General features: G+C 59.3%; 11 protein-coding genes. 7 read left to right on the top strand and 4 right to left on the bottom strand.

All coding sequences use genetic code 11. From position 1 onward, the window contains the following. Positions 1-98 precede the first annotated feature (98 nt). Both ACQZ5N_RS14020 and ACQZ5N_RS14015 read right to left on the bottom strand, forming a co-directional pair. Positions 99-806 carry a GntR family transcriptional regulator gene (locus tag ACQZ5N_RS14020; RefSeq protein WP_020812378.1) on the bottom strand — a complete coding sequence of 236 codons (708 nt, stop codon included), beginning with the start codon at positions 804-806 and terminating at the stop codon, positions 99-101. 92 nt (positions 807-898) lie between these two features. After that, a complete protein-coding gene (locus ACQZ5N_RS14015) occupies positions 899-1,756 on the bottom strand; it encodes a LysR family transcriptional regulator (protein WP_448733221.1) in 858 nt (285 codons plus the stop codon). Positions 1,757-1,847: 91 nt separating this feature from the next. Between ACQZ5N_RS14015 and ACQZ5N_RS14010 the strand changes: the two genes are divergently transcribed. Next, the gene (locus ACQZ5N_RS14010) at positions 1,848-3,098 is read left to right on the top strand and encodes an MFS transporter (RefSeq protein WP_448733220.1); all 1,251 of its coding nucleotides are present in this window, start codon (positions 1,848-1,850) and stop codon (positions 3,096-3,098) included. A gap of 57 nt (positions 3,099-3,155) precedes the next feature. Here ACQZ5N_RS14010 and ACQZ5N_RS14005 read toward each other — a convergent pair whose 3' ends face one another. Both ACQZ5N_RS14005 and ACQZ5N_RS14000 read right to left on the bottom strand, forming a co-directional pair. Then, a complete protein-coding gene (locus ACQZ5N_RS14005; RefSeq protein WP_448733219.1) occupies positions 3,156-4,247 on the bottom strand; it encodes a rhodanese-like domain-containing protein in 1,092 nt (363 codons plus the stop codon). A 41-nt stretch (positions 4,248-4,288) separates the two neighbouring features. After that, positions 4,289-5,896, bottom strand: coding sequence for an ABC transporter substrate-binding protein (locus ACQZ5N_RS14000; protein WP_448733218.1), 1,608 nt, complete (start codon positions 5,894-5,896; stop codon positions 4,289-4,291). Between the two features lie 397 nt (positions 5,897-6,293). Here ACQZ5N_RS14000 and ACQZ5N_RS13995 point away from each other — a divergent pair, with 397 nt between their 5' ends. From ACQZ5N_RS13995 to ACQZ5N_RS13970, 6 genes are all read left to right on the top strand, one after another. Next, positions 6,294-7,136: an NADPH-dependent oxidoreductase gene (locus tag ACQZ5N_RS13995; protein ID WP_448733217.1), complete on the top strand. Its 843-nt coding sequence runs from the start codon at positions 6,294-6,296 to the stop codon at positions 7,134-7,136. A 308-nt stretch (positions 7,137-7,444) separates the two neighbouring features. After that, positions 7,445-8,473, top strand: coding sequence for a ketopantoate reductase family protein (locus ACQZ5N_RS13990; protein ID WP_448733216.1), 1,029 nt, complete (start codon positions 7,445-7,447; stop codon positions 8,471-8,473). A gap of 49 nt (positions 8,474-8,522) precedes the next feature. Further along, entirely contained in the window at positions 8,523-9,092 is a 570-nt protein-coding gene (locus ACQZ5N_RS13985; RefSeq protein ID WP_448733215.1) for a TetR/AcrR family transcriptional regulator, read from the top strand. 12 nt (positions 9,093-9,104) lie between these two features. Beyond that, positions 9,105-9,707 (top strand): DsbA family protein, encoded by a 603-nt coding sequence (locus ACQZ5N_RS13980; protein ID WP_448733214.1) that lies wholly within the window; start codon positions 9,105-9,107, stop codon positions 9,705-9,707. Between the two features lie 86 nt (positions 9,708-9,793). Further along, the gene (locus ACQZ5N_RS13975; RefSeq protein WP_448733213.1) at positions 9,794-11,170 is read left to right on the top strand and encodes an FAD-binding oxidoreductase; all 1,377 of its coding nucleotides are present in this window, start codon (positions 9,794-9,796) and stop codon (positions 11,168-11,170) included. Positions 11,171-11,208: 38 nt separating this feature from the next. Beyond that, on the top strand, positions 11,209-13,614 hold the full coding sequence (locus ACQZ5N_RS13970; protein ID WP_448733212.1) for a molybdopterin guanine dinucleotide-containing S/N-oxide reductase: 2,406 nt from the start codon (positions 11,209-11,211) through the stop codon (positions 13,612-13,614). The last annotated feature ends 46 nt before the right edge of the window (positions 13,615-13,660 follow it).

Below are 13,660 nucleotides of genomic sequence, written 5' to 3'. Positions count from 1 at the left end.
ACCTTTATGCATTCGGCAGCGGTTTCATTGGACGTCACGCTCTGGCGTGGCTGCCCCAAGCACAGGGAAACAGCCCGGAAGGCCCGCCAGAAGGGCGGCTACCGTGCGATCGCGCGGTTTTTGGCATTGTGAATGTGCTGCTCCATCGCGGCGGCGGCAGCGGCCGGATCGCGTGAGGCAATCGCATCGAGAAGGTTCAGGTGATCGTACATCGTGGGCAGGACGAGCGGAGGATTGAGCTGCGTATGCGCCTGGCGGATCAGCCGGATTTTTATGGCGTTCACACGGTAGATATTGGTGAGGATCGAATTCTGCAGGGAATCGATCATGCCGTGATGAAATCGGGAATCCAGCTCCTGCGCCCTGTCCACAAGGGCTCTGGAGACGTGATTGGCGTCCGGTTCGGCATTGCAGGCATCGATGATATCCAGATGTTCCTGTCGGATGGCCTCCAGCGTCTCATCGCTAACCAGCCTCGCGAATATCTGGACCGCCTCCTTTTCCAGAAACAACCTGACCTGAAATGCATCCTGCACCAGATTGAGATCGACCTGGGCAATCTGCATGCCACGCTGTGGAACCGTCACCAGCAGCCCTTCGGCCTCAAGGCGCGGGATCAGCTCACGGATCGCCGCAAGCGGCAACTGGGTAAGCTCGACCAATTGCCGTTGCGAAACAAATTGTCCGGGGCGAAGCTGGCGGGAAAGAAGGTGCTCCGTGAAACTGGAATAGGCGCGGTCTCTCTGATTGACGTGCCCCTCCGCATTTCTCAGGCTACGGCCATCCTTTTTCTTTTTCTCTACCAATGAGCGAACCTCCAATGCATGTATCTAACATGTTAGTAAGGTTGCCAATGAGATTCAATCGCGGTCAAAGATGAAATTCGAAAATAGGCAATTCAAATTCGAGGGGACTGAAATGCCCGCGTGATTCTTCGCAGCACGGCGTTCGCATGATCGCCGGTAACCGCGGAAATCATCACCACGTCCAGTTTCGAAAGCTCTGGGAGCAGGCCTTCCCTCACCTCCCGCAGACCGGCAGGCGCTACACTTCGCGCCAGCAGTGCGACGCCGATCCCGGCTTCGGCAGCAGCTCCCACCGCCGTTGCCCCGGTTCCGACGAACACCTCACGCCAGGCGATGTCCGCCGCCTCCAGCGCCCGAAGGGCCATGGCTCGCAAATTGCAGGGCTCCGGTTGAAGCACCAGCGGCACCGGCAGGTTCGAAGGCAGATCGAAATCCGCGCTGCAATACCAGCCGAAGCTTTCCTGAAACAGCAACTCGCCATCGCGGCGAATGTCGTCATGCCGCAACACGACGATCGCATCGAGTGCGCCGGCATCGTAGAGCTCAAGCAGCGTCCTAGTGCCGGCCGTGCGCAGATGAAGCGTAACGCTCGTCTCACGCTCGCTGATCACCCGGAGTATCCGGGGCAGGTCGGCCCCGATCAAATGATGCGTGAAACCGATCGCGAGACGGGTCGGCTCCTGCCCAAAGACATCCAGCGCACGCCGACCGGCCGCGACATAAGCCCGCGCGGGCTCCAGAAAGCGTTCGCCGGCGGCCGTCAAACGCACGCGGCGCGGCGTCCGTTCGACAAGGCGATGCCCCAACATGTCCTCAAGCCGGCGCAGGCGCAGCGATATCGCGGCCTGTGACGTGTTCATCACGCCTGCAACCCGTGTGAACGACTGCAATTCGGCAACGAGAAGGAAAGCCTCGACGGCCTCGGGATCCAATGAGCGCATGTTTTGCATAACAAGCTGTTATCTCTGAAATGCGCAAGCCCCTAATTCTATCGGTTTCTCGCGAGCGCTATTGCACGAAAACTCTCGATAGGAGCTTTTCGTGTCTTCACAGATTTCCTCGACCTCGCCCATGCCCGCCGCCGACCGCCGGATCTGGGCAGTCCTTGCCGTCGCCGTCGCAACGCAAACCGCCGGCTCGTTCGTATCGCAGGGGATTTACATCCTCGTGCCCTTCTGGCGGGAAGCATTCGGCATCTCCCTCGCATCCGCATCACTGGCCGTGACCGTCATGAACGGTGTTCAGATCGTGACGATGTTCACGCTCGGCCGCGCCATCGATATTCACGGCGAGCGCCGCATTGTCGGCATTGCCATGCTCGGCATGGCGCTTGCGATGGCCTGCGCGGCGGCATTCGCAAACAGCCTGCCCGCGCTGCTTTTGTGCATCGCGTTTCTGGGCGGCACCTATGCCGCTGTCCAACCGGGCGGCACACGGGCGATCATGCGCTGGTTCCCGCCTGCCAAACGCGGCATAGCGACAGGGTTTCGGCAGGCCGCGGTTCCTTTCGGAACGATGATCGCGGCCGCTCTCCTCCCGTTCATGGCGGTTCGTTACGGATGGCATGCGGCAGCATGGCTCTGCGCCGGTGTTTCCGTCATCGGCGCCGCACTCTTCTGGGGTCTCTATCGCGAGGGAGGCGATGTGGCCGCAAAAACCGAGCGCCCGCTTCCCTTGGCAAAACTCGCCCGCGAGGTCGGGCAGAATCCGAGCTTCTGGCCCGTATTGCGGCTTGGTATCGCCATGTCCGCGTTTCAATTCACCCTCACCGCACACGTCATAGGCTTCATGGCGGATGGATTGGGGCTTGGCCTCTTTGCCGCATCGTCCATGTTTGCCGCAACGCAGCTTGCGGGCATTCCTGGCCGGATTTTGCTGCCATGGCTCAGCGACCGCTTCCGGCCCGGCCTTCGCACGCAATCCTTCGGCCTGGTATCCGTCATTGCCGCAGGCGCGGCCACAATCCTCGCGGCTCTGCCCATCGGCGCCCCGACGCCGATTATTCTCGTCGTGCTTGTCGTGCTGGGAATATTCGGGATCGGGTGGTTTCCGCTTTATCTTCTTCAGATCGCCGAAAGCGCACCGAAAGGTTCGATAGCGTCTACGATTGCCTTCGCTTCCACGATCTGCCTGGGTGTCATGGCAATCGGCCCCTATATATTCGGCCTTCTGGTCGATCATCTTGGCTACGGGGCAGCATGGTTCGCACTGATCGTGCCGGTGGTCGTAACAGCACTGCCCCTCACAATCTCATCGCCGCGCCTGCCGAAAGCTCAGATCGGCTCTTCATAAAACGGGATAGGCGCGGCGACAATCGCAGACGTAAGTGACGGTAGCCTTCAGGAAAGCCTATGCGGCTGCCGCCTCGGCGCCCTGCTCGAAGTCGTGAAGGTGAAGAGCGATTTCAAAGCCCCGGCGTTTCAGCCAATGGGCAACGACCCTCGCGCGGGCGCCCAGCAGGTCATCCACCAGAATGACCCGGGCGCCGCTCACGGCAATGGTGCGATAGGCGACACCGAGAAGCTGTCCGCCTTCCGAAGAAATCGAACCTTTAAGGTGGGAGGCCGCGAATTCTTCCGGTGTTCTCACGTCGAGAAAATAGGTCGTTCGCGCCGTGTCCCGCAGCCATGTCTCGGCCGTGGCGCGATCGATGAACTGCAGCCCGTCATCGCGGGAAAATGCCTCCAGACGCGTCTTCGCGATATTTTTCGCGTCATCGCTGGCGGACGGATATATCTGCGAGCGCCCCGTTTCCAGCTCAAACCCGTCATCCGTCCAGCCGCGCGTGCCATCGTGCAAATAGCTGACATCGTTTTCAACACCGGCATCGATCAAGGTCTGCGCGCCGAGGATCGCGCGGGGAAGGCCCGCGCAGGAGACGACAACCCGTGTTTTGGGTGATGGCACGAGGTCGGAAAACCGCAGCAGAAGCTCGGCACCGGGTACGCCGATGGCGCCCGGCACATGCGCCTTTTCATATTCCGCTATGGTGCGGGTGTCGATGACGACAACATCTTCGCCGGCTTCCTGCCACGCCTTCAGTTCACGGGCGAAAACCACGGGCGTGTTCTTTTCACCCCGGACCTTCTGGACGAAAGGAACGCCGGGAATATCGAATGTCGGCAGGGCGTCGACGCCGCCGTCGATCCATGCCGGAATTCCTCCTCGCAGAAAGTGAACATCGCTCCAGCCTCTGGCGGCCAGCCGTTCCGCCGCCTGCTCCGCGCTTCCCTTGCCATCGTCCACCAGAACGGTCCGCACGACGGGACGCGGAATGAAGCGGTCGATTTCCGCATCCAGCCTTTCGGCCGGAAGGTTGGTCGCAAACAATGGAGAAGCATACCCCACCTCGTCTGCGGGGCGAATGTCGAGAACGGCAAGTTCCCTGCCATCTGTCAGCCACTCGATGAGACGGTCTTTGGTTACGGCATGTACGGACATTGCATATCCTCCTGACAAATTCTGGTTTTTCACATCGGGTTTCAAGCGGTCGGATCGAGCCATAAATCGCCGAAACTCCAGTTCAGCCCCTGCGCGCCGGTGACATAGTTCCGGACGCGCCTGTGCGCCACGATCTGGCTTCCCGCCGCGACAAGATCGACGGAGGCCACGTCGTCATGGATGAGATGCTGGAACCTGCTCCAGGTGACCCAGCGCTTTTTCGGATCGGGCTCGATCGCCGCCGCCTCCAGAAGCGCATCCGCCTCCGGATTGGCGTAGTTGGCCGCGTTGGAAAAGGGCAGCCCGATCTTGAAATTCTTGCTCCAGTAGGCCCGCTGGATGCCGAGCGACGGATCGAAGGTGTTGGAAAGGGATTCCACCACCAGATCAAAGGCGCGGTCCGTGTAGACCGTCTTCAGATAGGTCGGCAGGTCGTATTTGCGGATTTCGACTGCGATGCCGATCTTTTCAAGCTGGCTGCGAAGGACATCGGCAAAGCCGGGCGTCAGATAGGAATTATAGGTCAACCGCACCGGAAAACGCTTGCCGTCGTCCTTGCGGGGATATCCCGCCGCATCGAGCAATTTTTCCGCTTCCCGGGGATCATAGGCATGGGCCTTGACGGACGCATCATACCAGTTCGGCAGGGCGGTGCTGACGGGGCTCGGCGAAATCTGCGCATAACCGAAGAGCGCCACATTAACGATTTCATCGAGATTGATCGCCTTCGCAATGGCCAGGCGGACGTCTTTCTTGCGGAAAATTTCATTATCGTAATTGAAAAACAGCTGCTGCTGCGGGCCTGCATAAGCGTAGGTGTTCGTATCCAGAACGAGATCGGGATTCTGCTTCAATCGCTCGAGATCCGCCAGCGGCACCGGGTTGTCGCCAATATCCACTTCTCCCGTTTCCAGCGCCACCGCCCGCGCGGCCGGGTCGGTGATGATGCGCAGAATGATGCGATCGAGATAAGGTTTGCCGGCATCCCAATAGTCGGGATTTCGTTCGAAGATCAGATGGCTGCCCGGTGTCCACTCCGTCAACCTGAAAGGGCCGGTGCCAATCGCGGTCTGCAATGTCTGGCCATCGGCTGGCTTCAGCTTTTCGAAAATATGCTTGGGCACGATCGGCGATTCCGAACTCGATTGCGCGGCAATCAGAAATGGCGCCGGTTTGGACAGCACGATAATGGCGGTCAGGGGATCCGGCGTCTCCACCGCCTCGACGTTCTGATAGGTGATGCGGCCGCGCGGATGGGCTTCCTTCAGACGGAAAATCGAAAACGCGACGTCTTCCGAGGTGAAATCCCGACCATCGTGCCATTTCACATTTGGGCGAAGCTTGAAGGTATAACGAAGATGGTCGTCCGAAACGGACCATTCCGTTGCCAGCAGCGGCTGCGGCTTGAGGTCGAAATCGAATGTCAGAAGACCTTCAACGATCTTCGGGCCGATTGCCTGTCCGGTCCCCGATGAGGTGTTGATGGCGAAAAGCGCGTTGCCGGGATCGACACGATAGAGCAGCCTGAGCGTGCCGCCGGAAACGGGCCGGCCCACGTCGCCATTCGCTGCGAATAGCGACCCCGGCAGGGCCGTTCCTGCCGTTGCCAGAAGAAGCATCCTGTTGAACTGGCGGCGTCCTATCGTCATGAAAATCCCCGTTTGAAAACGTCGCTTCGATGACGAAAGCATCACGGCAAATCAGGGTTTCCATAAGAAGAAAATTCTTCTTTGCCACCAAAGAAAACATTTCTTGCAGAATTTTATTTCAGCACGCATGCAAACACGCGCCAAAATTTGTGCCGAATTATCCATTTTGCCCGAATCCTTGTTGCCTCCCTGCGGCCGATGGCGAATGAGAGGAAATCTCACGGTCGTTTCGTTTTGAATTCCCGTGGAAATGTTGTTTCACTGAAAAATCGAGATTGAGCAGGACATTGCTCGGCAGATGGGTCGGTGAAGCATATCAAATGATACACCTCACAGGCTTTCCAATCCCCGCCATGGGCCCTGCGGTCCATCACCAGCATTACGGAGTTTCTTAGCAATGACCCTGACCAGTCCGATTACCAAACTGGAAATCCCGCAGCAGCGTGTTGAAGCCCGCTATGGAACGCAGGCCGATTTTTCTCCGCCTTTCTGGAATGACACCATCGACGCCTTGCTGAACCACCGCACCGCCCGCGCCTATCTGCCGAAAGCTCTGCCGCAGGGCAGCCTGGAACTTCTGGTCGCAGCCGCACAATCTGCACCGACATCGTCCAATCTTCAGGCGTGGAGCGTGGTGGCGGTTCAGGACAAGGAGCGCAAGGCACGTCTGGCGGGTTTCACGGGCGGCAACGCCCATATAAAGGATGCACCTGTTTTCCTCATCTGGCTTATCGACCTGAAGCGGCTGCGCACGGTCGCTTCAAACCAGGGAAACAAGGGCGAAGGGCTGGATTATCTGGAAAGCTTCCTGATCGGCGCCATCGATGCGGCGCTGGCAGCGCAAAATGCTGTTGTCGCAATTGATTCACTCGGTCTTGGCTCCTGCTATGTGGGCGGTATCCGTAACAGACCGGAAGACGTGTCGCGCGAACTGAACCTTCCCCCCGAGACGGTTGCCGTCTTTGGCCTGACGGTCGGTTATCCCGACCCGGCGGTGAAAACCGATGTCAAACCGCGCCTGTCGCAATCATCCATTCTGTTTCATGAAACCTATTCGGAACCGACGCGCGACGATCTCAATTCTTACGATGAGGTCCTGAAGGTGTTTCAGGAAAAACAGGGCCTGCCGCAAAACGGCTGGACGGCGCCCATCGCCCAGCGTGTGGAGAACGCCGCCGCGCTGAAGGGCCGCGCGGAACTGAGCCAGACATTGCGTCGCCTCGGTTTCGGCATCAAATAAACTCCGTTGCGGCTGACGGTATTAAACGCAGACGCGCCTCCGGCTCGGCAATGCCAAGCGCCGGCCAGGGGCAGCGCAATCTCTCCCGAAATCACCGATTTCGGGAACTGATTTTCTATAAAATTAGTAGATATAGAATGACCGGTCTTCCTTTATACCGCTCGAAGGCCTTACGATCCGTTCCAGACTGCTTCTGAACCGCATCCTGCCACCGTCCTCAATCGCCGCCCGCACAGACCGCCGAACCAATCAATAACCGAAATCCTCTGGAAAATCCGGAGCGTAAAAGACAGGACGAGAAACGACAGATGCCACGTTACGTTATCATTGGCGCCGGCGCGGTGGGCGCGAGCCTTGCAGCGCAGTTCGCACTTTCCGGCATTGACTATGCACTTTTCGGACGGGGCGCCCAGATCAGCCATATCAGGCAGCACGGCCTCACCTTCCAGCGCCCCACGGAGACGCGGCAGATCGATCTGAAGGTTTTCGACCTGACGGATCTTCCGGAATTGACGCCGGACGATATCCTCCTGCTGACGGTAAAAGCTCAGGATGCCGTAAGCGCGCTCGCCTTCTGGTCCTGGCAAAGCGTCTCGAACGCGACGACACCGGCAGCGGCAAACCTGCCTATCGTGACTTTTCAAAATGGACTGGCGACAGAAGCTAGTGCCCTGAGAACATTTGCCCGGGTCTATGGTGCAAGCATTCTGACACCGGCGCGGTTTACCGAAACCGGCAAGGTGGTGGTGGGCGGCGAGCCGCAATTGGGCATCGTGACAATCGGGCGCTTTCCGCTTGGACAGGATGACGTGACCGCGCAGGTCACGGCGGACCTGAACAGCGCAGGATATCTTGCCGAGGCGAGCGACGATATCCGCCGCTGGAAAGCAGCAAAGCTCCTTCACAACGTTCGCAACGTCCTCGAACTTTTCGACGGTCCGGCCGATCTGAACGACAGGATCAGCGCGGCTTTGGTGGATGAGGCCCGCCATGTGCTGGAAGCGGCAGGCTACACCCTTGCCTCGCCCTCCGAGCGAACCGTCGACATTTCGAACTGGCGGGTTGCGCCGAACAGCGGAATTCATCCGGGTCAGCAATCGACATGGCAGAGTTTCAGGCGCGGAGCCTCGAGCGAAGTGGATTTCCTCAACGGCGAAATCGTTCTGCTGGGCCGGATTCACAATGTTCCGACGCCCTATAACGAAGCCGTTCAAACGCTTGCCGGAAAACTGGCGCATCAGGGCGGGTTTTCAAAGCCGCTGCCACTCGATGCAATCACGTCTCTCATCGCCGCCCCGGACCGGACGGCACATGCCAATCCCGCCGCTTCTTCATGACCGGCGGCCCATAACATTGCGACTTTTGAAACGACAGTGTGAAACGATAATGCGAGAAGCCATATCAGACCATATCCTCGCCGCCGCTGGCACGCTCTTCTATCGCGAGGGCATCCGGGCTGTCGGCATAGATCGGATCATCGAGGAAGCGAATGTTGCGAAGGCGACGCTCTATCGGCATTTCCCGTCGAAGGATCACCTCGTCGCGGCCTATCTGGAAGCGCGTCATGAGCGCGTGATCCATTCGCTTCAGAAAGTGCTGGATGCGGACATGGCTCCGAAGGAGCAGATCCGGTTGATCTTCGAGCAGCTCCATGAAAAGGCCGACAGCCCGGATTTTCGCGGCTGCGCCTTCGCTCTTGCGGTTGCGGAACATGGCGAATCCGAGCGCGTCGTGGTCGTTGCGCGTGCCCACAAGGCGAAGGTCAGGGACGTGTTTGCCGCTGTTCTGGCAAGAGCCGGCAGCACCGTGGAGATTGCCGCCGCCCATCTTTCGCTTCTATACGAAGGAGCCTTAGCGACCGTCGCCGTCGGACGCGATCCCAAAGCGGTGCTGATTGCGCGTGACTGTGCGCTCTCCGTCTTCGACACGGCCGCCTCCAACGATCAACCCAACTGAAAGCAGCAGACAATGACAAAAACGATCGATTATTTTTTCAGCATCGGCTCTCCCTGGGCCTTCATCGGTCTTGAACCGTTTGCTGCGCTGGCGAAAGAACATGGCGCCACGATCCGCCCCCATGTCATTCCGCTGATCGAGGAAAATGGCGGCATTTATTCGCGAAACCGGCCGGAGGCCAGACGCGCCTACTGGATCAGGGATCTGAAGCGCTGGGCGGCATTGCGCGGAAAAGTGCTGAATTTCGACAATCGCGCCGCCCTCTCGGATCCCGCACCGGCAGGCCTGATGGTTGCCGCGGCCGTCGAAACCGGCGAGGACTGGCTGAAGCTGGCGGTTGCGCTTCAGGAAACCTTCTGGGTTCGCGGGGAAGACATCGGCAAGGCGGACGTCCGCCGGGCGATTGCAACGGCCGCAGGCTTTGATGCTGCGGTTCTCGATGAGCACGGCCAAAGCGATGCGGTTGCGGCATTGCAAAAGGCCAGCTTCGAAGCGGCCAGGACAGCCGGTGTGTTCGGGGTGCCGACCTATCGCTATCAGGATGAACTCTACTGGGGACAGGATAGCCTTCCGTTCCTCGAGCGTCATCTGAGGGGCGAAAAGCTCGCCGCCTGATATCGCCGCCAGAAGGCGAAGACAGCACTGGCGATCTGCCGGGCAAAGCGCTTCGCCTTCAATGCAGATTCCCATGGAATTTTCTTATGCCTGACCTCTCACCTCCTCTCATCCAATCGCTACGGAACCTCCTCGGGGAGCGTCTTTCAACGTCACTGACACTGCGCGAGCAGCATGGGCGCGGCGAAGCGCATCATGCAGCCGTGTTTCCCGATGCGGTCGCTTTTGCTGAAACCACGTCCGAGGTATCCGAGATCGTGCGGCTATGTGCGGCGGAAGGGGTGCCCGTCATCGCTTTCGGTGCCGGCACTTCGCTTGAGGGGCATTTGACGGCTCTCAATGGCGGGGTCTCGATCGACCTTTCGCGCATGTCGAAGATAGCCCGTATCAGCATTGACGATCTGGATTGCACGGTTGAGGCAGGCGTAACGCGGGAGCAGTTGAACACATATCTGCGCGACATGGGATTGTTCTTTCCCATCGATCCCGGCGCAAACGCCTCGATTGGCGGCATGGCCGCAACCCGCGCTTCGGGCACCAATGCCGTCCGCTACGGAACGATGCGGGAAAACGTGCTCGGGCTGACCGTGGTGCTGCCGACCGGTCAGATCATCAGAACCGGCGGCCGCGCCAGAAAATCTTCCGCCGGATATGACCTGACGCGGCTGTTCGTGGGTTCGGAAGGAACGTTGGGGATCATCACCGAAGTAACGCTGCGTCTCTACGGAATTCCGGAAACCATCTCGGCCGCACTCTGCTCTTTCGAAAGCGTCGAACAGGCGGTGACGGCTGCCATTCAGGTCGTGCAGCTTGGCATCCCGGTCGCCCGCATGGAGCTGATGGACCGTGGCCTGATCAGGGCCGTCAACGCCTATTCCGGGTTGGACCTGAAGATCGAGGATACGTTGGCTTTCGAGTTTCATGGCTCGCCCGCCGGCGTTCAGGAGCAGGTCGACATGGTATCCGCCATCGTGGAGGAACATGGCGGCAAGGATTTCGAGTGGGCCAATGCGCCTGAAGAGCGCAATCGTCTCTGGAAAGCGAGGCATAATGCGTTTTATGCCGTCGTATCGCAGAGGCCAAACGCCAAAGGCTGGTCATCGGATGTCTGTGTTCCGGTCTCGCAGCTCAGCAACTGCATATTGAAGACCCGCGAACTTCTGCAGGATTGCAGCGTACCGGCGGCTATCCTCGGCCATGTCGGCGACGGCAATTATCATGTCGTCTTCGCGGTCGATCCCGACAATGCGGAAGAGCTCAGCGAAGTGGCGGCGATCAACAAGAAGATGGTGCGATATGCACTGTCTGTCGGCGGCACCTCGACCGGCGAACATGGCGTCGGCACCGGGAAGATCGCTTATCTGCGCGAGGAACATGGCGAGGCGGTCGATCTGATGGCGCTCATCAAACATGCGGTCGATCCTGCCGGCATCATGAATCCCGGGAAAATCCTGCCGAACTAGAATTGCCACTTTGCAGTCGATGATCGTGAGGCCATGCGATGAATTCCTTCAAAACTCACAGTTCCCACTGGGGGGCATTCTCCGGGCGGCTTGCAAATGGGCGACTGGAGATCGAGCCCCATCCCGGTGACCCGCATCCATCACCGCTGCTGGGCAATCTTCCGGCGATTGCCGACAGCCCCGTTCGTATCAAACGGCCTGCCGTTCGGCGGGGCTGGCTTGAACGCGAGACCGGCCACGCGCAGCGACGCGGCGCTGACGATTACGTCGAGGTCAGCTGGGCCGAAGCGACGAAGCTGGTCGCCGATGAGCTGAGACGGGTCTATGACCGTCATGGTCCGAGCGCGGTATTCGGCGGCTCCTATGGCTGGTCGAGCGCCGGTCGGTTTCATCATGCGCAAAGCCAGATTCACCGCTTTTTGAATGTCCTTGGCGGATATGTCCGGTCCGTCAACACCTATAGTTCCGGCGCAGCCATGGTCATAATTCCCCATGTGCTTGGGCCGTATGACAGCTTCGACCGCAAAAGCGTGACCTGGGATGCGATCGAACGCAGCAGCGAACTGGTGCTTGCCTTCGGTGGCATGGCGATCAAGAATGCCGATGTCCACGGTGGGGGGATCAGCACGCACACCGTTCGGCAGAAACTGGCCGGCGCGAGCGCTCGCGGTGCGCATTTCACATTCGTCAGCCCCCTGGCGGACGATTTTCCCGCGAATGCGGGTGCCGAGTGGCTTCCTATTATTCCCGGTACAGACGTGGCGATGATGCTCGGGCTTGCGCACGTCCTCGTGACCGAAGGACTGCACGACCGGACATTTCTGGAGCGTTATACGGTTGGATATGACCGGTTCGAAAACTATCTTCTTGGCAGGGAGGACGGCCAGCACAAAAGCCCGGAATGGGCGGCCGCGATCTGCAACATCGCCCCGGAAACGATCCGCAAGCTGGCGCGCAGGATGGCCGGTTCGAGAACCCTGATCACGGTCAGTCACTCGCTTCAGCGGGCCGATTATGGCGAACAGCCGGTGTGGATGGGCATTGTCCTTGCCGCCATGCTCGGCCAGATCGGATTGGACGGCGGCGGATTTTCCTATTCCCTCGGCGCGTTGGGCAATATCGGCAAGAACCTGCTTGCCGTTCCCTTGCCAACACTCCAGCAATTCAAAAACCCCGTGCCGGACTATATTCCCTGTGCACGCATCGCCGATATGTTGCTCAATCCCGGTGCCGAGTTCCATTACAACGGGCACACGCTTCGTTATCCCGATATCCGGCTTGTCTATTGGGCGGGAGGCAATCCATTTCACCATCATCAGGATATCAACCGGCTGCGGGCCGCTTTCCGGCGTCCCGAAACGATCATCGTCCACGAATCCGCCTGGACCTCCACCGCGCGACATGCCGATATCGTGCTGCCCGCCACGACCACGCTTGAGCGTGACGACATCGGCGCTGCCGATCGCGATCCCCTGATGATCGCCATGAAGCGGCTGATCGACCCGGTCGGCGAGGCACGCGACGATTATGAGATATTCGCCGGGATTGCGCGGGAACTTGGCAGGTTCGATGCCTTTACCGAAAACCGCAGCAGCGGAGAATGGCTCGCCTTCCTGTACGAAACGACCCGTCAGGCGCTTGCGGCCGGCGGCCACGACGCACCGGACTTTGAAACCTTCTGGAAGCGGGGAGAACTGCGCCTTCCAGTCAAGCCAGACGACGGTGGCCCGGCGCGCGCTTTCCTTCAGGACCCCGGAACGAAGCCGCTGGCGACGCCGTCAGGAAAGATCGAAATCTTTTCAGAGACTGTCGAGAGCTTCGAATATGATGACTGCAAAGGTCATCCGCGCTGGTATCCGCCAAGAATGGAGACGCCCGATGATGCCCGCCTCCATCCCCTGCATCTCGTCTGCAATCAGCCATATCAACGTCTGCACAGCCAGCTGGACTACGGCGATTTCAGCCGTTCGACCAAGATCAGGGATCGGGAACCTGTCCGCATCCATCCGGCCGACGCTTCGGCCCGTGGAATATCTGACGGCGACGTCGTCAGGCTTTTTAATGCGCGCGGCAGCTGTCTCGCTGGCGCCGTCGTCAGCGAAGACGTCATGCCGGGCGTGATGCAGCTTGCCACCGGCGCATGGTTCGAGCCACAGGATCCCGCGGTGGACAATTCCATCTGCATCCATGGCAATCCCAATATCCTGACCCGCGACATCGGCACTTCGAAACTGTCGCAGGGTTCGACCGGCCAGATCGCGAAGGTGGAGATTGAGCTTTTCACCGGCGACTTGCCGCCCGTCAGGGTTTTCGAAGCCATGACATTTACGCCGCGTGACAAAGCGTCTTCATCGCCAGACCATCATCAAACGCCGGAGCGCGACGGCAATTCAAGGGCGTCTGAAACGCCAATCCAAACAGTCGGCAAAATGGCGATAAAATAATTCACTAAATCGATAGAAAAAGAATAACCAGTCTTTCTCCCTCACG

The organism is Agrobacterium sp. 22-221-1, from assembly GCF_053522445.1.
Note: the sequence above shows the minus strand (reverse complement) of the source record. Positions and strands in the feature narration are given on the sequence as shown.